The organism is Roseateles rivi (assembly GCF_043555845.1).
Taxonomy (GTDB): Bacteria; Pseudomonadota; Gammaproteobacteria; order Burkholderiales; family Burkholderiaceae_C; genus Roseateles; species Roseateles rivi.
Genome location: NZ_JBIGHZ010000001.1, coordinates 650,459 through 671,800, shown reverse-complemented (window position 1 = coordinate 671,800; position 21,342 = coordinate 650,459). Strand labels below are relative to the sequence as shown.

23 protein-coding genes are annotated in these 21,342 nt (G+C 62.8%); 2 read left to right on the top strand and 21 right to left on the bottom strand.

Going from position 1 to position 21,342, the window contains the following annotated elements; all coding sequences use genetic code 11:
* Window positions 1–3: 3 nt before the first annotated feature.
* From ACG0Z6_RS03025 to ACG0Z6_RS02930, 20 genes are all read right to left on the bottom strand, one after another.
* Window positions 4–2,526, bottom strand: a complete 2,523-nt coding sequence (locus ACG0Z6_RS03025; protein WP_394458582.1) for an esterase-like activity of phytase family protein — start codon at window positions 2,524–2,526, stop codon at window positions 4–6.
* An 85-nt stretch (window positions 2,527–2,611) separates the two neighbouring features.
* Window positions 2,612–3,007, bottom strand: a complete 396-nt coding sequence (gene acpS / locus ACG0Z6_RS03020; protein ID WP_394458581.1) for a holo-ACP synthase — start codon at window positions 3,005–3,007, stop codon at window positions 2,612–2,614.
* 7 nt (window positions 3,008–3,014) lie between these two features.
* Window positions 3,015–3,800, bottom strand: a complete 786-nt coding sequence (locus tag ACG0Z6_RS03015) for a pyridoxine 5'-phosphate synthase (protein WP_394458580.1) — start codon at window positions 3,798–3,800, stop codon at window positions 3,015–3,017.
* 7 nt (window positions 3,801–3,807) lie between these two features.
* Entirely contained in the window at window positions 3,808–4,599 is a 792-nt protein-coding gene (gene recO / locus ACG0Z6_RS03010; RefSeq protein ID WP_394458579.1) for a DNA repair protein RecO, read from the bottom strand.
* A gap of 9 nt (window positions 4,600–4,608) precedes the next feature.
* Complete coding sequence (gene era, locus ACG0Z6_RS03005) at window positions 4,609–5,529, bottom strand: GTPase Era (RefSeq protein ID WP_394458578.1); 921 nt, start codon at window positions 5,527–5,529, stop codon at window positions 4,609–4,611.
* 28 nt (window positions 5,530–5,557) lie between these two features.
* Entirely contained in the window at window positions 5,558–6,262 is a 705-nt protein-coding gene (rnc, locus tag ACG0Z6_RS03000; RefSeq protein ID WP_394458577.1) for a ribonuclease III, read from the bottom strand.
* Between the two features lie 62 nt (window positions 6,263–6,324).
* The gene (locus tag ACG0Z6_RS02995; RefSeq protein ID WP_394458576.1) at window positions 6,325–6,684 is read right to left on the bottom strand and encodes a DUF4845 domain-containing protein; all 360 of its coding nucleotides are present in this window, start codon (window positions 6,682–6,684) and stop codon (window positions 6,325–6,327) included.
* A gap of 35 nt (window positions 6,685–6,719) precedes the next feature.
* Window positions 6,720–7,688 carry a signal peptidase I gene (lepB, locus tag ACG0Z6_RS02990; RefSeq protein ID WP_394458575.1) on the bottom strand — a complete coding sequence of 323 codons (969 nt, stop codon included), beginning with the start codon at window positions 7,686–7,688 and terminating at the stop codon, window positions 6,720–6,722.
* 14 nt (window positions 7,689–7,702) lie between these two features.
* Window positions 7,703–9,511 (bottom strand): translation elongation factor 4, encoded by a 1,809-nt coding sequence (lepA, locus tag ACG0Z6_RS02985; protein ID WP_394458574.1) that lies wholly within the window; start codon window positions 9,509–9,511, stop codon window positions 7,703–7,705.
* A 508-nt stretch (window positions 9,512–10,019) separates the two neighbouring features.
* The gene (locus ACG0Z6_RS02980; protein WP_394458573.1) at window positions 10,020–10,535 is read right to left on the bottom strand and encodes an RseA family anti-sigma factor; all 516 of its coding nucleotides are present in this window, start codon (window positions 10,533–10,535) and stop codon (window positions 10,020–10,022) included.
* Between the two features lie 46 nt (window positions 10,536–10,581).
* Window positions 10,582–11,181, bottom strand: coding sequence for a sigma-70 family RNA polymerase sigma factor (locus ACG0Z6_RS02975; RefSeq protein WP_394458572.1), 600 nt, complete (start codon window positions 11,179–11,181; stop codon window positions 10,582–10,584).
* Window positions 11,162–11,665 (bottom strand): hypothetical protein, encoded by a 504-nt coding sequence (locus ACG0Z6_RS02970; protein ID WP_394458571.1) that lies wholly within the window; start codon window positions 11,663–11,665, stop codon window positions 11,162–11,164. The genes ACG0Z6_RS02975 and ACG0Z6_RS02970 overlap by 20 nt, the downstream gene beginning before the upstream one ends.
* Window positions 11,662–12,906 carry a beta-ketoacyl-ACP synthase II gene (gene fabF / locus ACG0Z6_RS02965; protein ID WP_394458570.1) on the bottom strand — a complete coding sequence of 415 codons (1,245 nt, stop codon included), beginning with the start codon at window positions 12,904–12,906 and terminating at the stop codon, window positions 11,662–11,664. The genes ACG0Z6_RS02970 and fabF overlap by 4 nt, the downstream gene beginning before the upstream one ends.
* Before the next feature lie 48 nt (window positions 12,907–12,954).
* Window positions 12,955–13,194: an acyl carrier protein gene (acpP, locus tag ACG0Z6_RS02960; protein ID WP_394458569.1), complete on the bottom strand. Its 240-nt coding sequence runs from the start codon at window positions 13,192–13,194 to the stop codon at window positions 12,955–12,957.
* 184 nt (window positions 13,195–13,378) lie between these two features.
* Window positions 13,379–14,116 (bottom strand): 3-oxoacyl-ACP reductase FabG, encoded by a 738-nt coding sequence (fabG, locus tag ACG0Z6_RS02955; RefSeq protein ID WP_394458568.1) that lies wholly within the window; start codon window positions 14,114–14,116, stop codon window positions 13,379–13,381.
* Window positions 14,117–14,133: 17 nt separating this feature from the next.
* Window positions 14,134–15,075: an ACP S-malonyltransferase gene (fabD, locus tag ACG0Z6_RS02950; RefSeq protein ID WP_394458567.1), complete on the bottom strand. Its 942-nt coding sequence runs from the start codon at window positions 15,073–15,075 to the stop codon at window positions 14,134–14,136.
* A 41-nt stretch (window positions 15,076–15,116) separates the two neighbouring features.
* Window positions 15,117–16,106 carry a beta-ketoacyl-ACP synthase III gene (locus ACG0Z6_RS02945; RefSeq protein WP_394458566.1) on the bottom strand — a complete coding sequence of 330 codons (990 nt, stop codon included), beginning with the start codon at window positions 16,104–16,106 and terminating at the stop codon, window positions 15,117–15,119.
* The gene (gene plsX / locus ACG0Z6_RS02940; protein ID WP_394458565.1) at window positions 16,103–17,236 is read right to left on the bottom strand and encodes a phosphate acyltransferase PlsX; all 1,134 of its coding nucleotides are present in this window, start codon (window positions 17,234–17,236) and stop codon (window positions 16,103–16,105) included. Before plsX ends, ACG0Z6_RS02945 begins: the two co-directional genes overlap by 4 nt.
* 215 nt (window positions 17,237–17,451) lie before the next feature.
* The gene (rpmF, locus tag ACG0Z6_RS02935) at window positions 17,452–17,637 is read right to left on the bottom strand and encodes a 50S ribosomal protein L32 (RefSeq protein WP_394458563.1); all 186 of its coding nucleotides are present in this window, start codon (window positions 17,635–17,637) and stop codon (window positions 17,452–17,454) included.
* Between the two features lie 170 nt (window positions 17,638–17,807).
* Window positions 17,808–18,356, bottom strand: coding sequence for a YceD family protein (locus tag ACG0Z6_RS02930; RefSeq protein ID WP_394458562.1), 549 nt, complete (start codon window positions 18,354–18,356; stop codon window positions 17,808–17,810).
* 52 nt (window positions 18,357–18,408) lie between these two features.
* Here ACG0Z6_RS02930 and ACG0Z6_RS02925 point away from each other — a divergent pair, with 52 nt between their 5' ends.
* Together ACG0Z6_RS02925 and ACG0Z6_RS02920 are read left to right on the top strand one after the other, a co-directional pair.
* Entirely contained in the window at window positions 18,409–19,035 is a 627-nt protein-coding gene (locus ACG0Z6_RS02925; RefSeq protein WP_394458811.1) for a Maf family nucleotide pyrophosphatase, read from the top strand.
* On the top strand, window positions 19,032–19,808 hold the full coding sequence (locus ACG0Z6_RS02920) for an SAM-dependent methyltransferase (RefSeq protein ID WP_394458560.1): 777 nt from the start codon (window positions 19,032–19,034) through the stop codon (window positions 19,806–19,808). Before ACG0Z6_RS02925 ends, ACG0Z6_RS02920 begins: the two co-directional genes overlap by 4 nt.
* A 37-nt stretch (window positions 19,809–19,845) precedes the next feature.
* On the opposite strand, the gene ACG0Z6_RS02915 is transcribed toward ACG0Z6_RS02920, so the two are convergent.
* Window positions 19,846–21,318 carry a DEAD/DEAH box helicase gene (locus tag ACG0Z6_RS02915; RefSeq protein ID WP_394458559.1) on the bottom strand — a complete coding sequence of 491 codons (1,473 nt, stop codon included), beginning with the start codon at window positions 21,316–21,318 and terminating at the stop codon, window positions 19,846–19,848.
* Window positions 21,319–21,342: the final 24 nt, after the last annotated feature.

Sequence of the window (21,342 nt, the reverse complement as noted above, 5' to 3'; positions counted from 1 at the left end):
GCCTCAGGGCTTTTTGACGACCAAAGGCTTGGGCAGGCGGATGAGGACGAACTCGTTGTCGTCGGGTGTTTGCCCGCCGACATGGCGCCCAGCGCTCAAGGGGAAGTTGTTGTCGTTGACCAGCAGCAGCGTGCGCTCGTCCAGCACGGCCACGCTTTCGATGGTGAGGAAGGGCATGGCATAGGTGCCGCTGCCCAGGCCCACATCACCAGACTGCGCGGTAGGCAGCTTGGCGGCCAGGCCTTGCGGGTCGGCGAGTTTGAGCAGGTCCACCAGCTCGGTCTTGACCAGCTCGCTGCCTGCAGCACCCAGGCTCACTTGGTAGATTTTCTTGAAGCCTTGCAGGTCGCCCTGGGTGTTGTCGCGCTCGATGACCAGGCCCTCGCTGTCGTTGTAGAGCAGGAACTCGCCGATATTGCTGCCGCGCTCGTTGAGGCGGTAGCCCCAGGTGCGCCCGGTGTAGCGGCGCGTGGCCAGGTCGAACTCACTCAGGAGCAGGCGCTTGGCGTCGTCGCCCTGCAGCGGCTGTTCCAGCAGCGGGTAGAGCGTGCGCCCATCGGGTGAGCGTGCCATGCCTTCAAAGCCACCGCTGCGGCGCACGCGCGCGGGCGCGTCGAGCTGGGTGCTGCGGTAGGGCCAAGGCAGACCCGCCATCCAGGGCGTGTTGGCGCCGGCCTCGTCCTGCATATTGGTGCCGTCGTCGGTGTTGGCGGGGTCGTCGTAGATGGGGAAGTCGCCAAACAGGTAGACGGTGCGAATGGCAGGGAACTTTTCCTGCACGCGCAGCAGGGTGCGGAAGTCAAAGCTCTGGATGTCGGCGCGCTCTTGCATGCCGTTGTCCACGATGAGCTGGGCCAGGGTGTCGGCCATTTGCTGCGCAGGCACGGTGCGGCTCAGATAGGGCTTGCCGTGGTTGTCCAGGTCGCTGCGCGGGTTGACCTTGGTTTCGATGTTGAAGCGCACACTGCGCGCATTGGCCACGCGCACTGCGGCCTGCGGGTGCTGGGCTCCGGCGCCTTGGCTGTAGTAGTCGATATAGGCCTGCACCAGGTCAAACAAGTCCTGGGTGCGGGGCAGCACGTAGGGGCTGACGTAGCCCCTGCGCTGCGCCAACAAAGCAGACACGGGCGAGAGTTCAGGCGCGTTGAGCTGGCTGTCACCGCGAAAGAGTTTGTCGCACACAAACTGGCTTTGGATCTCGGCCAGCGTCAGGTCTTTGATGAGCTGCTCTTGGGTGCGCTCGGTGTAGGGCTGGCCGTCAGCGCGGCGGCACTTTTGCACCTCGATATAGGGATCGTGCTTGAGCACGGACACCCCATCGCGGGTGATGCCGGAGTCCGTCTCCAGCGTGCTCACGAGGTTGTCCAGCGCGGCCTCGAAAGCCGGCAAGGTGTTCTCGGGGCGCAGATTGCGCGCGCCGCGGTGGCCCTGGGCATCGAATTTGCTCGTGTCCACACGGCCATCGGCCAGCAGGTAGTCCCCGGGCTTGCCGTCGCCATTGGCGTCGAACTCACGCAAGGCCTGCAGCAGCAGATCGGGGCGGTCGGAGATCATGCCGTTCACCCCGGCCTTGAGCAGCTGGGTCATGGTGGGCAGGTCATTGACCGTCCACGTCACCACCGAGTAGCCCGCCGCTTGCAGGCTGGCCACGTCAAAGACTTCGTTGCCCGCGCGGCGTAGGCCCGGCTGCGGTTTGCTGCCACGTGCGTAGTGCGCGTCGGGGCTGGACTTCACGCCGCCGCGGTCGTACTTGAGCATGGTCCAGTAGGGCGAGAACACCGGCGTGCGCTTGACGCCGTGGGCCTGGGCGTGAGCGCGCACGGCGTTCATGACCCGCACGGCGCTGGCTTCTTCGTACTCAGGGTTTTGCGGCGAGCGCAGCCAAGTCCCGGCATTGGCCGGGTCGGGCAAGGGAATGGGCGGCTCCAGCACCACGCCGGTGGCGTCGGTGTGCAGCAGATAGGGGCCGAACTCATCGCCAAACCACAGCGTGCCATCGGCGGCGCGCTGCACGGACTCGATGTCAAAGTCCGCGCCCGTCAGCACCCGCTCGGTGCTGAAGTGGTGGGTGATGGCAAAAGGCACATGCTTGTTGGGGTCGCGCAGCTCAATGAACTTTTCCACCTGCACGCTGCCATTGCCGCCCTGCCCTTGCAGGGCCGGACGCACGGTGTAGACACGCAGGCGAAAGTCTGCCGAGTTCTCCAAGGTGCCAAAGCCGTTGTCGGCCATGGCCAGGTAGCTGCCATCACCGTTGGGCAATAGGGCCGAGAAACCTTGCACCGGCTGCTGCGCCAGCGGCAGGGCCTGCCCCAAGGAGCTGCTGACGCCCAGGTACTGCCCCGACACCGGCCCGCTAGCCTCAGTGGCGGCGGGCAATGCGGCCAAGCCCACCAGGGTGGGCTGGCTCAGCTCGGCGGTGGTGTCGCTGCTCGCGCCCCCATCCCCCACGCAGCCTGACAACAGCGCGGCCAGCGCCAACGCCATCAGCCCCTGCACCTGCGCAGGCTTCAGTCTTGTCTTCATGATTGCCTTCAAAGCTCTGTTGCACCAGCCCCCAGCCTAGGGCGGCACTGTGAAAGCTTTGTGGCGAGGGCGTGACCGTTCGTGCTCAGGCCTGGGTTTCAAGCACCACGTAGGCCACGGCGTAGTCGGCCTCGTCGCTGAGGCTCACATGGGCCACCAAGCCGCGCGCCTGGAACCACTGGGCCAGCTCGCCGTGCAGGCAGATTTCAGGCCTGCCGCTGTCGGCTGTGAGGATTTCGCAATCGCGCCAGCTCATGGGCATGCGCATGCCCAAACCCATCGCTTTGGAAAACGCTTCTTTGGCGGCAAAGCGCGTGGCCAAGTAGCTCACACCCCGCGCAGCGACGCGGGCATGGCGCTGGCGAAACACCTCCAGCTCCTGGGGCCCCAACACCTTGGCGGCAAAGCGCTCGCCACGCTGGCCCAGCGCCAGCGCGATGCGACGCGTGTCGCAGATGTCAGTGCCGATGCCAAAGATCATGCGCCCCTCAGGCGTAGGCCAGCTGGATGCAGCGCTGGTAGTCGCGCACCGTCTGGGTGTAGCCCAGCTCCAGCGCATCGGCGATCAGCGCGTGGCCAATCGACACCTCGGCCACGCCCGGCACCTCGCGCACAAAGCGCGTGAGGTTGTCGCGGTTGAGGTCGTGCCCGGCATTCACACCCAAGCCCTGAGCCAGGGCCGCAGCAGCGGTGTCGGCAAAGCCGCGCAGCACCTCGTCCTCGCGTGCCGTGCCCCAGGCTGAGGCCCAGCTCTCGGTGTAGAGCTCCACGCGATCGGCCCCCACGCGCGCGGCGTGCACCATGGCGCTGGGCTGTGGGTCCATGAAGAGGCTCACGCGCACGCCCAGGGCGTGGCAGGCTTCGATCAAAGGGCGCAGCCGAGTTTCGTCTGCAGGCAAGTTCCAGCCGTGGTCGGAGGTGAACTGGTCTTCGCTGTCGGGCACAAAAGTGGCTTGGTGCGGCCGCACCTCGCGGATGAAATCCATGAGGTTTTGCGTCGGGTTGCCCTCGATGTTGTATTCCGCATGGGGCCAGGCCTTGAGCAGCTGCGCCAGCTCGTGAACATCTTGCGTACGGATGTGGCGCGCATCGGGCCGTGGGTGCACCGTGATGCCTTGTGCGCCCGCTTGCAGGCACAGCTCGGCGGCGCGCAGCACGCTGGGAATGCCCAGATGGCGCGTGTTGCGCAGCAAGGCCACCTTGTTGACGTTGACAGACAGCGCGCAGCGTCCGCTGTGGCGCTGGGTGCTCTCGGGGGCGACCAGTGGGTTCATGTGCGGTTCAGTTCAGAAGTTTTTGCGCTTCCACCAGCACCTCACGGGTGCGCAGTGGGCGCTGGCCCAGATGATATTGAAGCAAGGCGCGCAGCACCGCCTTGAGCGCCGCGCCATGGTCGGTGCAGCACTGCTCACAAGCCTGCTGCAGCGCGGCCACGCTGCCGTGCAGCAATGCGGCTTGCAACGCCACCCAGTGCCGCCCGCGCAGCTGCGGGGCCTCGTAAGCGGGCAGTTGCACGCCGCTGTCGGCACTCAGGGTGTAGAGCGTCTCGGCCTGCAAATCCTGCTGTGTGGTGGCCAGCACGGACAACTCCGGCAGCAAGCCGCAATCGGCCAGCAAGCGCAGTTCAAAAGCACGCAGGGCGGCCTGTGCGGCCTGCTGCTCTTCGGGCTGCGAGAGCTGCGGCAGCGCCAGCGCATAGGCATCAAAGAGCTGCGGGTGTGGGTCGTGGCGCGGCAGGAACTTCATCAACAGCTCGTTGAGGTAGTAGCCGCTGAACAGCGCCGCGCCTGCGGGCAAGGTGGCGCCACCGAGCCACTCGGCACTGCGCAGGGTTTGCACCTCGGCCACGCCCTGCTCTTGCAGCTTGCTGGGCTTGGACAGCCCCACATTCAGGCGCATAAAGGGCAGCAGCACGCCGCGCAACTGCGAGTAGGGGCGCTTGGCCCCTTTGGCCACCACGGCGATGCGGCCATGCTCGCGCGTGAACAGCTCCAGCACCAGACTGGTCTCACTCCAGTCGTAGTGGTGCAGCACATAGGCGTGCTGTTGGGGAGCTGCTGCGCGGGCCGCCATCGTGGCGGCTTATTCGTAGCCGTAGGAGCGCAGATGCTCCTCGCTGTCGGCCCAGCCCGAACGGACTTTGACCCACAGCTCCAGGAACACACGCGATTCGGTCAGCCGCTCCAGCTCTTGGCGCGCTTCGGAGCCGATGCGCTTGAGGCGCTCGCCAGCGTGGCCGATGATCATGCCCTTTTGCGCATCGCGCTCCACCACGATGGTGGCGCTGATGCGGCGCAGCTGGCCCTCTTCTTCCCAGCGGTCGATCACCACTGTGGCGCTGTAGGGCAGCTCATCGCCGGTCAAGCGAAACAGCTTCTCGCGAATCAGCTCGCTGGCCAAAAAGCGCTCGGAACGGTCGGTCAGCGCCTCGCTGTCGTAGTACCAGTCCTGCTGCGGCAAATGCGGCTTGAGGATTTGCATCAAGCGCAGCGCGTCGGCGTCTTTGGTGGCGGACAGGGGCACGAACTCCTCGAAGTTGCGGCGCTCCTGCATGCTCTTGAGCCAGGGCATGAGCTCGGCGCGGCGGTGCACCGTGTCCAGCTTGTTGGCCACCAGCACCACGGGCTTGTCCTTGGGCAACAGGTCCAGCACCTTGGCGTCATCAAGGCCGAACTTGCCGGCCTCCACGACAAACAGCACCACGTCCACATCACCCAGCGCGCCGTGAACGGTGCGGTTGAGGTTGCGGTTGAGCGCCGTGCCGTGCTTGGTCTGGAAGCCCGGCGTGTCGACAAACACGAACTGAGCCTCTTCGACGGTGCGCACGCCCGTGATGCGGTGGCGCGTGGTCTGCGCCTTGCGCGATGTGATGGAAACTTTCTGCCCCACCAAAGCATTGAGCAAGGTGGATTTGCCCACATTGGGTCGCCCCACGATGGCGATCAGGCCACAACGCTGGGCCGGGCCCTCGCTGGGTTCGGAGGTCCGGTTCTCTTCAGTCATGCTCACTCTTGCTAGGGTTCGGGATGCGTCAATCGCGCAGGCCTGACCCGGGCTTGTCCCGGGCCAACAATTCATTCAACAAAACACGCGCCGCTTCTTGTTCGGCGGCGCGGCGCGAGCGCCCTTCGCCACGGGTGCGCAAATTCAGGGCCGCCGCCTCGCACTCAACCACAAAGGTTTGTGCGTGCGCCTGGCCCAGGGTTTCAACGATGCGGTAGTGCGGCACGGCCAATCGCCGCGCCTGCAGCCACTCTTGCAAGGTGGTCTTGGAGTCTTTGCCCCAGGTATCACTGGCACTGGAGGTGATGAGCTCGCCCAGCAAACGCCGCACGATGGACAGGCCCGCATCGTAGCCCCCGTCCAAAAACGCAGCGCCCAGCACGGCCTCCATGGCATCGGCCAAGATGGAGGGCCGCGCTGCTCCGCCGCCGCGCGCCTCGCCTTCGCTCAAGCGCAGCACCTGCGGCAAGCCCAGCTCCAGCGCCAGCTTGTGCAGGCTGTCTTCACGCACGAGATGCGCGCGTATGCGGGTCAGATCGCCTTCGTCCGAGCCACCATAGCGCTCGTACAGCAGCGAGGACACCGCAAGGCTCAGCACCGCGTCGCCCAAAAACTCCAGCCGCTCGTTGTGCTCCTGCCCAAAGCTGCGATGCGTCAAAGCACGCGCCAGCAACTGGGGCTGGCGAAATTGGTAACCAAGCCGCTTTTGCAGCTCTTCAAACATCTGTGCCATGGGCGTGTACTGCGCTAGAGAAGGCACCGCAGCGCTTGCTGTCAGTGCCTTGGGGCCGAGCGTTACTGGGACTCGCCCCGGTATTTGATCAGCAAATAGACGGGGCCAGCGATTTCGATCTCTTTATCGTAGGCGAAGCTGATCTTGACCTTGTCGTTGACCTTGGTCACATCAAGGTCTGAGGCGCTGATGCTGACGATGGAGTACTCCACCTGCTTGATGCGTTCAAACTCCTGACGCGCTGCCCCAACCGTCAAGGGGCTACCCGATGCAATGCGGTTCACCGCCTTGAGCACGGTGTAGTACTCCATCACGGATGGTGCCGTGCGAATGGCGACGATGCCAAAAAAACCGATCAACACTGCCCAGAAAAGCAAACCAATCAGGCTAAGGCCCCGCTGCCCCGCTTGAGTACGCGTCATGTTTCAGCTCCTATGCAGACGCCTTTGAAGGCGTACTAATTGATGACCCCTACACGCTTGATGTCACTGAAGTTCATCCACACCATAAAGGCCCGGCCGACGATATTCTCATCCGGCACAAAACCCCAAAACCGCGAATCCAGAGAATTGTCCCGGTTGTCACCCATCATGAAGTAGTGACCAGGCGGAACGGTGCAGGTGACGCCGTCCACGCTGTATTTGCAATGATCACTGTGCGGGAACATGGAGCTGGGCGTGATGGTGGGCCGAAAGTCCGGCTGCACCAGCATCTGGTGCTCGCGGTCCCCGAGTTTTTCGGTGAACCGAGCGCGGTAGCGCATGCTGTCTTCGTCGTAATACTGCCCCTGGGTTTGGGCCAGCACCAGCTTGCCGTTGACGTAGAGCTGCTGGTTCACGTACTGCACGGTGTCACCGGGCAGGCCCACGGCGCGCTTGATGTAATCCAGCCGCGTGTCCTCAGGAAAGCGAAACACCACCACATCACCGCGGCGCACGGGCTCGTTGTCCAGGATCTTTTTGTTGATGACGGGCAGACGCACGCCGTAGTGGTACTTGTTCACCAGGATCAGGTCGCCGACCAACAGCGTCGGCACCATGGAGCCCGACGGGATCTTGAAGGGCTCGAACAAGAAGGAGCGCAGCAAAAACACGATCAGTAAGACCGGGAACAGACCTGCGGTCCAGTCCAACCACCAGGGCTGACGCAAGACGGCTTCACGCGCTTGCTCCAACTGCCCTTCGATAGGCGCTGCAATGCCTTGTGCGGCCAAGGCCTCGCGTCGCTTGGCGTCATTGGCCAGCAAGGCCTCGGCTGCACCCTCACGCTGAGGGCGGAAGTAGAACTGCTCGGCCAGCCAATAAAGCCCTGTGACCAAAGCCAAAATGAAGAGCAGCAGCGAGAAATTGCCCAGCCAATATCCGGCATACCAGCCGCCACCGTAAACCAGCAGCGCCCCAAACAAAGCGCTGGTCAGTACATTCATGAAGGGCTTGCTCATTATTCCTCGACTTGCAAAATCGCCAGGAAGGCTTCCTGAGGCACTTCCACAGAACCGATCTGCTTCATGCGCTTCTTGCCTGCCTTTTGTTTTTCCAGCAATTTGCGCTTACGCGTGATATCGCCGCCGTAGCATTTTGCCAGCACGTTTTTACGCAGCGCCTTGATGTTCTCCCGGGCGATGATGTTGGCGCCAATGGCCGCCTGAATCGCCACGTCGTACATCTGGCGCGGAATGATTTCGCGCATCTTGGCCGCCACTTGTCGGCCGCGGTACTGGCTCTGGGTGCGGTGCACGATCAGCGACAGCGCATCAATGCGGTCGCCGTTGATCAGCATGTCCACCTTCACCACATCGGAGCTGCGGTACTCCTTGAACTCGTAGTCCATGGAGGCGTAGCCACGTGACACCGACTTGAGCTTGTCGAAGAAGTCCAGCACGATTTCCGCCAGCGGGATTTCGTAGGTCAGCATCACCTGGCGGCCGTGATAGGCCATGTTGAGCTGCACGCCGCGCTTCTGGTTGGCCAGCGTCATCACCGGGCCCACGTATTCCTGCGGCATGTACAGATGCACCGTGACGATGGGCTCGCGAATCTCTTGGATCTTGCTGACCTCGGGCATCTTCGAGGGGTTCTCCACCTCGATCAAGGTGCCGTCGCCCAGCAGCACCTCGTACACCACGCTCGGAGCGGTGGTGATCAGGTCCTGATCGAACTCACGCTCCAGCCGCTCCTGCACGATTTCCATGTGCAGCAAGCCGAGGAAACCGCAGCGAAAGCCAAAGCCCAGCGCCTGCGACACCTCGGGCTCAAAGCGCAGCGAGCTGTCGTTGAGCTTGAGCTTTTCCAGTGCATCGCGCAGCTGGTCGTATTCGCTGGCCTCGGTGGGGTAGAGACCCGCAAACACCTGCGGCTGAATTTCCTTGAAGCCCGGAAGCGCGCTCTCGGCCGGCCCCAGGTTGTTGGGCAACTTCTTTTCCAGCGTGATGGTGTCACCCACCTTGGCCGCCGCCAGCTCTTTGATGCCTGCGATGATGAAGCCCACCTCGCCCGCATTGAGTTGATCGCGCGACTCGCTCTTGGGTGTGAACACGCCGAGCTGGTCAGCCGGATAGACGGCGTTGGTAGCCATCATGCGAATGCGCTCGCCCTTTTTGAGCGTGCCGTCGACGACGCGCACCAACATCACCACGCCGACGTAGTTGTCGAACCAGGAGTCGATGATCATGGCGCGCAGCGGCGCATCCACCTGCCCTCTAGGGGCAGGCATGCGCGCCACAACGGCTTCCAAGATGTCGTCAATACCGAGCCCCGTTTTGGCCGAGCACGGGATACCGTCGCTCGCATCAATGCCAATCACGTCCTCGACTTCTGCCTTGGCGCGTTCGGGGTCGGCCTGGGGCAAGTCCATCTTGTTCAGCACAGGGACCACTTCCACACCCAAATCCAGCGCGGTGTAGCAGTTGGCCACGGTCTGTGCTTCCACGCCCTGCGAAGCATCCACCACCAGCAAAGCCCCCTCGCAGGCCGACAGCGAACGGCTAACCTCGTAGGAAAAGTCCACGTGGCCCGGTGTGTCGATGAGGTTCAAGTTGTAGGTCTTGCCATCGCGCGCCTTGTACTGCAGAGCAGCGGTTTGCGCTTTGATGGTGATGCCGCGCTCGCGCTCGATGTCCATCGAGTCCAACACCTGGGCTTCCATTTCGCGGTCACTCAAACCGCCGCAGCGCTGGATGAGCCGATCAGCAAGCGTGCTCTTGCCGTGGTCGATGTGGGCAATGATGGAGAAATTACGGATGTGATTCATGCTGTTCGGGGCTGCGCCGTACTACCAGGCAAGACGGCTCGGGGCCGTTGCCGCGCACGCACTGGTCGCCAAGCGAAATCGGGCCGCAAGGCCCATGCTGAAGCTAAAAAAAAGGCACGTCGAAAGAGGTGACGCGCCTTCCAACAAAACAAATGGCAACTGCTTGTTGGGCCCCCATTGTAGCCAAAAGGGTGAGTCAAGGCATGGGCCAAAGCAGCGACAGGGTCTCGTTGCAGGGTGCCAACAGGGATGTTATCAACACCTTATCAACAATCAAAACCAAGCAATACAGTCGGGAAATAGGGTCGCCATCATATGCTGAAAATAGCCTCGTTTAGGTCTATTTGATGGTGCCTTGATCCAACCATGCTGCCGCAGGCAAAAGACTTATCCACACCTACAGCACTCAATCCACCATCCACAAGCATCTACACGGCGCAGTCCACGCATGGACTGAAGCAAGCCAGAGTCAGCAGACATCCAAACTGCAGCCCCCCCCCCCCCCCGCTCACTCCCGATCGCCAGCCAGCGCCCAAAAATCTTCGGCTTCACTCGATTCAAAAGTGCGCTGCGGCACGGCAGGCGCAGGCGGAAGCACACCAAAAGTGCGATGCGCGAGACTGGGGTTGAGCGCATCCACAAAGGTCGGCGCAAAGCGGGCGCCTGCTAGACCCTGGGCCTCATGACCAGCAACAGGCACAAAGCCGGGGCTGTGCAATACACCCACAGCCACCGCCATCATGCTGGCCGCCACAGCCAGCGGTGGCCACCAAGTCGGCCCCCGGGACAGCCGATGGGGCTGACGCGCCACGGCCGCCATGACCGAAGCCACCCGATCCGCGTCGGGTGCGGGCCAAGGCCTATCCTGCGCCAACACCGACGACAGCTGCTGATGCGCCACCCATTGCTGCGCCAGAGCGGGCTGCCGCTCCAGCGCATCAAGCACAGCGTTCAGCTCCTCGGCCGACGCGTGGCCGTCCTGAACCCCGCTGAGCCACTCTGCGTGCTTGCTTTCGTTGTTCATAGCCTTCGATGCCCCAATCCGACTTCATCCAACCGATGCGCACGAACTAACGCCATGGCCGCCCTGCGGTGTGGGCCAGCAACGGCCGCAGCTGCTGCGCCACGGCCTCGCGGGCACGGAAAATCCGTGACCGCACCGTGCCCACAGGGCAAGACAGCGCCAGCGCGATCTCGTCGTAGCTCATGCCTTCGATTTCGCGCAGCGTCAACGCACTTCGGTACTCTTCGGGCAACTGCTGCATGGCGCGATCCAAAGCCTCAGCCAACTGCTTGCTCTGGAGCACCGCATCCGGGCTGCCCTCATCATTCAGACCCGCTTGCGCCTCAAAAGTTTCCATCTCGGGCTCCGGGTCGAACTGCAACTGCGGCCGCATCAGGGCAGATTTGGCAGTATTCGTCGCAATGCGGTAGAGCCAGGAGTAAAAAGCGCAGTCACCCCGAAAGCCGGGGAGTGCTTTGTAAGCACGGATCAGTGCCTCTTGCACAAGGTCGGGCGCCGAATCCACCTGCGCCACGGGCAGCATGCGAGCCACCACCCACTCCAGGCGCTGCTGGTACTTCAGCACCAAAAGTTCAAAGGCTTTGACGCGCCCTTGCTGCGCAGCCTGCACCAGCAGCCAGTCGGCATCACGGTCTCGCGTGCTCATGCTCCACCCATTTCAGCGTCGCACACAGTTGGTTCCACTGCGCCGGCAAGTGGCGGGCATGCAAAAACACATAGTCCCCCCAGCGCCAAGCGGACGCTCCTTGCGGAACGAGGCGCAACAACATCCAGTGGTTCAAATCCAGCCGCACATCGACATCTACAGCACAGCGGCACGCGCCCTCGCCTGCCACATAAAACCAGCCTTGGCCGTCCCACAACAACTGACGCCCGGCGATCACCTCCCGGCGTGGACGTAGCCGCCAGGCCAACAGCAGCATGGCGGCGGCGCCCACCAGAGCCACCGCCAAAGGCGGCAACCACTGGCCTTCCTCCACCCAATACAGTGAAGCCAGCCAGTGCAGCAGCACGGCAAAAACAAAAGCTGCAATGGTCAAAGACCATGGCAGCTGAGGGAGGCTTGTCGGCAGGAAAACCACCAGGGGCGGCGCAGTTCTCGTCGCCTGACCCATGGTGAGCGCGCTCAAACGCGCTTGAAGATCAGCGTACCGTTGGTGCCGCCAAATCCGAAGTTGTTCTTGGCTGCGTACTCGATGCGCATCTCACGCGCCGTGTTGGCGCAGTAGTCCAGATCGCACTCAGGATCTTGGTTGAAGATGTTGATGGTGGGCGGCGCCACTTGGTGATGCACGGCCAGCGCCGTGAACACCGATTCAATGCCGCCAGCACCACCCAGCAAGTGCCCCGTCATGGACTTGGTCGAAGACACCACCATCTGCTTGGCGTGTTCACCAAAAGCCAGCTTGATGGCATTGGTTTCGTTGATGTCGCCCAGCGGCGTAGAGGTGCCATGCGCATTCATGTATTGCACCTGATCGGCGGCAATACCGGCGTTGCGCAAAGCTGCGCGCATGGCGCGCTTGGGACCGTCTACGTTGGGAGCGGTCATGTGATAGGCGTCAGCGCCCATCCCAAACCCTGCCAGCTCGCAGTAAATCTTGGCACCACGCTTTTTGGCGTGTTCGTACTCTTCCAGCACCAACACACCCGCGCCCTCGCCCAACACAAAGCCATCGCGGTCTTTGTCCCAGGGGCGGGATGCCGTTTTCGGATCGTCGTTGCGCGTAGACAGCGCCCGCGCCGCAGCGAAGCCCCCCACACCCAAGGGCGACACCGTGGATTCAGCACCGCCGGCGATCATCACGTCGGCGTCACCGTATTCAATCAAGCGACCTGCCTCACCGATGCTGTGCAGCCCGGTGGTGCATGCTGTCGCAATGGCCAGATTCGGGCCTTGGAAGCCGTAGCGAATCGACACATGGCCGGAGATCATGTTGATGATCGAGGCCGGCACAAAGAAGGGAGAGATGCGGCGCGGGCCACGCGCCGTCAAATCTCCGTGGGTGCCCTCAATCATCGGCAAGCCCCCGATGCCCGACCCCACCAGCACGCCGATGCGCTCGGCCTGCTCTTCGGTGAGTTGGTCGCCATGGGCAAGCCCTGCATCCTGGACCGCTTGAATCGCCGCAGCCATACCGAAATGGATGAAGCGGTCCATCGTCCGAGCCTCCTTGGAAGACATGTAGTCCTCCACCTGGAAGCCCTTGACCTCGCCAGCGAACTGGCAGGCAAAGTTGCTGGCATCAAACGCAGTGATGCGATCAATGCCCGTGCGGCCGGCGGTGATGTTGGACCACCCCTCGGTCACAGAATTGCCCACAGGGCTGATCAGCCCCAAACCAGTGATGACGACGCGACGACGGCTCATGCGTGAATGCAGTTGACTCTTGAGGAAACACCAGGGAGCCTAAGCTCCTTAGGCCTTTTGATGCTTGACGGCGTAGTCGATCGCCAGTTGCACCGTGGTGATTTTTTCGGCCTCTTCGTCCGGGATTTCGATGCCGAACTCGTCTTCCAGGGCCATCACCAGTTCCACGGTGTCCAGAGAATCTGCGCCCAGGTCTGCAACGAAAGCCTTTTCGTTGGTGACGTCGGCCTCAGGCACGCCGAGTTGCTCGGCAATGATTTTCTTGACACGTGTTTCAATATCGCTCATGACTCCTCCAGGAGGGGATTGCTAGAACAACCCGGGATTCTAAAGCCTTAGAGTGTTGCCTCTAAATTCGGCGCCCGAGGCAGACCGGCTTCCTAGGAAGTCGCTCGCCCTCGCACTCTAACAGCCTTACACCGGCCGGGTGAATCCGGTGGGCCGCCCGGCCACGAAGGGCCGGCAGCGGGCCTCAATTCATAAACATGCCACCGTTGACGTGTAGCTCAGCACCGGTGATGTAGCCTGCCTGCGGCGAGGCCAAAAATGCCACCGAGTGCGCCACTTCCTCGGGCGTGCCCAAGCGGCCCGCGGGGATTTGCGCCAACAGCGCAGCCTTTTGGGCCTCGGGCAGCACTTCGGTCATGTCCGTGGCAATAAAGCCAGGCGCCACACAGTTGACGGTCACACCGCGGCTGCCCAACTCTCGGGCCAGGGCGCGCGTCATGCCGGCCACACCAGCCTTGGCTGCAGCGTAATTGGCCTGACCTGGGTTGCCCGATGCCCCCACCACCGAGGTGATGTTGATGATTCGGCCATAGCGGGCCTTCATCATGGTGCGCATCACCGCACGGCTCATGCGGAACACGGCCTTGAGGTTGGTGTCCAGCACGGCATCCCAGTCCTCGTCCTTCATGCGCATGGCCAGGGTGTCACGGGTGATGCCGGCGTTGTTCACCAGCACGTGCAGGCCGCCGTAGGTCTTGCTGATTTCATCAATGACAGCCTCGACAGAGGCCGCGTCGGTCACGTTCAAGACCAAACCACGGCCGCCCAGCGGCGCCAGCGCTTGCGTGATGGCCTCAGCACCAGCCGCGCTGGTGGCCGTACCCAACACCACAAAACCTTGTTGCGCCAGCGTCAGGGCAATGGCACGGCCAATGCCACGGCTGGCGCCAGTGACCAGGGCGATTTGCTTCGATTCACTCATGCTGAGTCCTTCTTCCTTCAAGCCAGCAGGCCACGCACTTCAGCCAGCGAAGCGGGGTCCAAGACAGTGGCGCTGATCAGTTCAGCATCAATACGCTTGACCATGCCTGCCAGCACCTTGCCGGGGCCGCATTCGATGATGTGGGTGCAGCCACGCGCCTTGAGCGCCTGCACCACCTCCACCCAGCGCACAGGACCAAAGGCCTGACGGTACAGAGCATCGCGCAAGGCCGAAACCTCGCTCGTCACCGCCACGTCGACGTTGTTGATCACCGGGAAGTCCTGCGTCGCAAAGGCGACATCAGCGAGGCGCTCACGCAGGCGCTCTGCCGCAGGCTTCATGAGGCTGGAGTGGAATGGAGCTGACACCGGCAAGAGCAACGCGCGCTTGGCACCTGCGGCCTTGAGCGCTTCGCAAGCGGCATCCACGCCTGCCTTGCTGCCCGCAATGACGGTCTGCTTGGGGTCGTTGAAGTTCACAGCCTCAACCGCCTGAGCAGTTTGCGCCGCCACTTCCAAACAGGTGGCGCGCACCACTTGCGCATCCAAACCCAGAATGGCCGCCATCGCGCCCTGCCCCACGGGCACAGCCTCTTGCATGGCCTGGGCGCGCAGTCGCACCAGGGGCAAGGCATCGGCCAAGCTCAAAGCCCCCGAAGCCACCAAAGCCGTGTACTCACCCAAGGAGTGCCCTGCAGCAGCCACAGGGCGCAGACCCGTCTCGGCCAACCAGGCCCGATAGCACGCCACGCCCGCTGTCAGCATGACGGGCTGGGTGTTGGTGGTCAGATCCAGTTGTTCTTTGGGGCCCGTGTGAATCAGGGCTCCAATGTCTTCACCCAGCGCCGTGCTGGCTTCGTCCAGCGTGCGGCGCACTTCGGGGTGGTCGCCCCAGGCATCCAACATGCCAACGGCTTGCGAGCCTTGGCCGGGAAATACAAAAGCAAATGTCGTCGCCATAAATTGGACTTTCAGTCTTGGGGGTGCTGTCGGTGCTGAGCTCAGAAGTCCAGCAGCGCGGCACCCCAGGTGAAGCCACCGCCCACGCCTTCGAGCAGCAAGGTGTCGCCGCGTTGGATGCGTCCATCGCGAACCGCCTGGTCCAACGCCAGGGGGATGGAGGCCGCGGAGGTGTTGCCGTGCTGATCCACGGTCACGATGAGCTTGTCGCTGGGCAACTGCAGCTTCTTGGCCGTGCCCTGCATGATGCGGATATTGGCTTGGTGCGGAATCAGCCAATCAACGTCGGTCGCCGTGCGGCCGGCCTTCTCCAGCACCGAGCGCGCCACTTTGTCCAGCACACCCACGGCCAGCTTGAACACAGCCTGCCCATCCATCTTCAGGAAGGGGTGCCCCTGAACCGCGCCACCACTGAGGCCGCCCGGGGTGCACAAAATGCCTGAGTGCTGGCCATCGGCATGCAGCTCGCTGGCCAGAATGCCGGGCTCGTCGCTAGGACCAAGCACCACCGCACCCGCACCGTCACCGAACAGCACGCAGGTGGTGCGGTCTTTGAAGTCGAGGATGCGCGAGAAGGTCTCAGCCCCCACCACCAAGGCATGCCGCGCTGCGCCGGACTTGATCATGGCGTCAGCCACGGTCAGCGCATACACAAACCCGGAGCAAACAGCCTGCACATCAAACGCCGCGCCACCGGGAGCTCCCAGCTTGTGCTGCAAAAGACAGGCCGTGGAGGGGAAGACCATGTCTGGCGTGGATGTGGCCACGATGATCAGGTCAAGATCTGACGCCGACAGCTGCGCAGCCTCCAAAGCCGCACGCGCGGCATGCAAGGCCAGATCGCTGGAAGGTTGGTCAGGCGCCGCGAAGTGGCGTGCCCGGATGCCGGTGCGCTCAACAATCCACTCGTCTGACGTCTCTATGCCGTCGCGCGCAAGGCGCTGGGCCAAGTCGGCATTGGTGACGCGTGATTCAGGGAGGTAGCTGCCCGTGCCAAGAATACGGGTGAAGCGAGGAGTAACAGTGGTCATGCAGCTTGGGCGGGCGAGGCCGCCTGGTCTTGCGCAGAAGCAGCGCCCGAGGCCTCGGAGGCCTGCAGGGTCGCCACGATGCGTTCGTGAACCCGGTCCATCAACCGGTTGCGGGCCGCATCATACGCGCGCAACAGCGCGCGCTCGAAGGCATAGGCATCTGCCGACCCGTGGCTTTTGAAGACCAGGCCGCGCAAACCCAGCAAGGCCGCGCCATTGAAACGGCGGTGATCCACGCGTTTTTTGAAGCTCTTGAGCACAGGCATTGCCAAGAGCGCTGAAAACTTCGTCAGTGCATTGCGCTGAAATTCAGTGCGCATGAACTCAGAAATCATGCCCGCCAAGCCTTCGGCCGTCTTGAGTGCCACGTTGCCGACAAAGCCGTCGCACACCACGATGTCGCTGGTGCCCTTGAAGATGTCGTTGCCTTCAACGTTGCCGTAGAAGTTCAACACCTCCCGGGCATGCGCATCACGCAACAGCTCTCCGGCGCGCTTGATGACCTCGCTGCCTTTTATCACTTCCTCACCGATGTTCAGAAGGCCCACCGTCGGTTCGGGCTTTCCATCCACAGCCGAAACCAAGGCGCTGCCCATCACTGCAAACTGAAGCAGGTGCTCAGCCGTGCAGTCCACATTGGCACCCAAATCCAGCACTGTCGTGTAGCCGCCCGTTGAATTGGGCATCACCGAGGCAATGGCCGGGCGATCAATACCCGGCAAGGTCTTGAGCAGATAGCGCGCCACTGCCATGAGTGCGCCCGTATTGCCTGCAGAGACGCAGACATGTGCCGCCGCCTCGCCTTCACCTTCACCTTCACCGCACTTGAGCTGACTCAAGGCCACACGCATGGAAGAATCCTTCTTGCGGCGCAGGGCCACCTCGACAGGATCATCCATCTCCACCACCTCGGTGGCTGCCACCACGCGGCAACGCGGCCAGGAAGCAGCTGCAGCCAGCGCCTCCGGCTTGCCGACCAACAGCAACTCAGCATCCGGGTGCGACTGCAAAAATGCTTGGCAAGCGGGCAAGGTGATGGACGGGCCGTGGTCTCCACCCATGCAATCCACCGCCAAACGCACCGGCGACACAGGCGGCAGGTGAGAAAAGGAATCCGAAATGGAAGGCATCAAATCACAATCGGGTGGTAAGACTCAGGCAGAGCAAGGGCTCGCACCTTAAGCGAGGCTTGCCACACACATCAAGGGGACTGCCCCTAGCTCAACCCGCAGCCAATGCACAGAAAAACGAAAGCCCGGTCAACGCTACGCGCTGTGCCGGGCTTGTCGGATTCAATGCATCAAGTAGCCGCGGGCGCAAAGCCCAGGCAACCTCGCTCGATCACTCAGGCCGCGTCGGCCTTGGTCTTCAGGACCTTACGGCCACGATAGAAGCCATTGGGGCTGATGTGATGACGCAGATGCACTTCGCCGGTGGTGGGCTCAATCGCCACGCCGGGGTTGACCAGCGCATTGTGCGAACGATGCATGCCACGCTTGGAAGGCGACTTCTTGTTTTGCTGAACGGCCATGTTGTTTCTCCTAAAGGCTTCGGTGCGTTCGAGGCTTGCTCGTTGAGCGGGCGCTACGCCCTGCCCACTACCGATGCCTCGGCCCGTGCCTGCAACCACCGCTCACCACTGAGCCAGCACCCGCAAGCCGGGAAAAGTCCATGAGTATAGCACAGACCACCCCAAGCAGCCTACTTGTCCTTTTTGAGTGCAGCGAGCACCGCAAATGGGTGGGGAGCTGCCTCAGCCTCAGCCTCCTCGGGCAACTCGTCGTGGTGGCTCAACGGCTCCTGGCATTGATCGTGACGCGGCACCAGGGGCAAGGCCAACAACAGCTCGTCCTCCACCAGCTCCAGTGCATCGACATTGCCGGTGTAGGACAGCACCTCGTGCTCGCTGTCCAGGTCCAACTCAGCCGCAAGGGCCTCGTCTCTCACAAAGCGAAAACGTCGCTCTACATCAAGCTGCTGCAGCACGGGCTGCAGGCAATGCTGGCAAGTCAGCGGCACCTCCGTCTGCGCTGTCAGGCGCAGCCAATACTGCGCATCGGCGCCGCGAGGCGTGATGCACTCGCCTTCGAGCTGCCACGCCAGAGCGGGCCAGGGATGGGTGTAGTCGGGCGCCGCGAGCTCTCGCAAACGCTGCAGCGTCTGGGTATCCCAGCTCCCTTGCGCCACACCGGACTGCCGCGCGAAGGCCTCAATGTCGAGACGCTGCGGATCAAAAACACGATCTTTCATGCGTGCCAAGTGTAAGAGGCTCCGCCCCATGCGGTGGGAAAATCAGCGCATGATGCACGCCCACTCACCCACATCCACAGTCGCCAAGGCACTGATCCTGGCCTCAACATCGCGCTACCGCAAAGAATTGCTGGAGCGCCTGCGCCTGCCGTTTGGCTGCGTTGCGCCTGAAGTCGACGAAACCCCACTGCCGGGCGAAGCGCCCGTGCAAGTCGCCACGCGCTTGGCGCTGGCCAAAGCCCTGGAAGTCGCACGGCGCCATCCCGAGGCCATCGTCATCGGGTCCGACCAGGTGGCCGATCTGGACGGGCATTCCATCGGCAAGCCTGGCACCCACGTCCGGGCGGTGGAACAACTGCGCGCCATGCGCGGGCGCACCGTCGTGTTTCAGACGGCCGTGGCCGTGGTCTGCATATCGAGCGGTTTCTCTTCCCAAGCCCTGGCTCAGGTGCAGGTGCGCTTTCGCGAGCTCAGCGACGCCGAAATCGAAAACTACCTGCACCACGAACAACCCTACGACTGCGCAGGCAGCGCCAAGTCGGAAGGCCTGGGTATCGCACTGCTGGAGCGCATCGACTCGGATGACCCCACAGCCCTGATTGGTCTGCCACTGATTCGCACCGCAGAGCTGCTGCGCCAAGCGGGAATGAATCCACTTTGCCACCCGCCTCTGCCATGACGACCCGCACCACCACTGGCCGATTGATCCTCGTACCCTGCCCTCTGGATTTCGGCATCGATGACGCCAACACCGACCTGCGCAGCTCACTGCCTGAGCACAACATCGCCAGCGCGGCGCAACTCACACACTGGGTGGCAGAGAACGCCAAAAGTGCGCGTGCCTTTTTGAAGCGGGTGCACGGCATCTATCCGCTGGCCAAGCCCTTGCAGGACATTGCCATCCGCGAACTCCCCCGCCCAAACAAGGGCCGCGGCTCGGAGGTGCAACACAGCACGCACTGGCAGGAACTGCTGCAGCCCTGTCTTCAAGGGCAAGACCTGGGTTTGATTTCAGAAGCAGGCATGCCTGCCATCGCCGACCCCGGCGCGCAGCTGGTGGCGCAAGCCCACCAACTAGGCATTGAGGTGCAGCCCATGAGCGGCCCATGCAGTCTGTTGCTGGCCCTGGCCGCCAGTGGGCTCAATGGGCAGAGCTTTGCCTTCGTGGGCTATCTGCCTGTCGAAGCAGACAGCCGAACCGCGCGCCTCAAGCAACTCGAACAGCGTTCGATGCAAGAGCAGCAAACCCAGCTCATCATCGAAACGCCCTATCGCAATGGTGCGCTGCTGCAGGCTTTGCTCAGCACGCTGCGCCCAGGCACGAGGCTTTCAGTCAGTCACGGTCTGAGCACGGAGCACGCACGCACGCTCAGCGGCACAGTAGTGCAATGGCGTCAGCGCAGCTGGAACATCCCAGACAAAGTGCCTGCAGTGTTTGGGCTGCTGGGCTAGCCTCAGGCAAAGCCCAGCTGATTCAACAGCAAGGCGCTCAGGACTCAGCAGCTGGCGCCGTCTGCTTGGCCCCGAAAAGCGCCGCCACCTTCTTTTTGGGGCGAATATTGCCCGTGGCACCACGCGGCGCAGCAGTGGGAGCCGGGGCAGCTTCCCATGCAGGCTGCTCGGTGCGCTCAGGCGCGACATAGGGCTTGTCAAAGAAGGGATCCCGCGGCGCTTGCGGTGCGTAACGAGGGCCAGCAGCACGCCGCCCCTCGTCAGCCCCGCGCTCGCCACGCGATTCACCACGGCCCGGCTCCTCACGACCACGCTCCCAGTCGCTGCGAGGGCGGCGCGGACGATCGTCTTCGAGTTCCAGCGCTTCGAGGTCGAGCTTGCGCTTGATGAGTTTTTCGATATCCCCCACCAAGCGCGCATCGGATTTGGTCACCAGCGTGAAGGCCAAGCCCGAAGCCCCCGCGCGGCCAGTGCGCCCGATACGGTGCACATAGTCCTCGGCATTGAAGGGCACATCGAAGTTAAAGACCGCGGGCAAGTCGGCGATGTCCAAGCCGCGAGCGGCGACATCAGTTGCTACCAAGAGCTCCACCTCGCCACGCTTGAAGGCCTCGAGCGATTTGAGCCGCTCGTCTTGGCTCTTGTCGCCATGTAGCGCGGCGGTTTTGAGTCCATCGCGCTCAAACGACCGAGCCAGGCGCGCCGCACCGAGCTTGGAATTCACAAACACAATGGATTGCGTGATGCCACGCTCGCGCAGCAGGTACTGCACGGCACGGCGCTTGTCGTCGTCTTCGACGCTGAAGAAACGCTGCTCCACCGTGGAGGCCGTGGCGTTAGGCCGCGCCACCTCAACCAACTCTGGGTCTTGCAGATAGCTCTGCGCCAGACGCTTGATTTCCGTTGAAAACGTAGCCGAAAACAGCAAGGTCTGACGCTGCTTGGGCAGGTAGCTCAAGATGCGCTGGAGGTCCGGCAGAAAGCCGATATCCAACATGCGATCGGCCTCGTCAAGCACCACATACTCGACTTGATGCAGCGCCGCCGTCTTGGCTTCGATATGGTCCAGCAGCCGCCCGGGCGTGGCAATCAGCACCTCGACACCACGGCGCAACTCTTCCATTTGAGGCTTGATGTCAATGCCACCAAACACGCATGCCACACGCAGCTGGCTGTGCTTGGCATAGGCCTTGACGTTGTTGGCCACCTGGTCAGCCAGCTCGCGCGTGGGCGCCAGCACCAAGGCACGCACCGGATGGCGCGCCGGAGATGCGCTGGAGTTCTCGTGCTGCAACATGCGCTGCAGCAGAGGAATGGAGAACGCTGCCGTTTTGCCCGTGCCCGTTTGCGCTGCGCCCATCACATCGCGCCCACTGAGCACGATGGGAATGGCCTTGGCCTGAATGGGCGTCATGGTGGCATAGCCTTGGTCGGCTACAGCACGCAGCAGCTTGGCGTCCAGCGGCAGAGTGTCGAAGCAAGCCGCCGGAGTCGGAGTGTGATCAGTCATGGGGCAGCATTATCCGCCAACCCC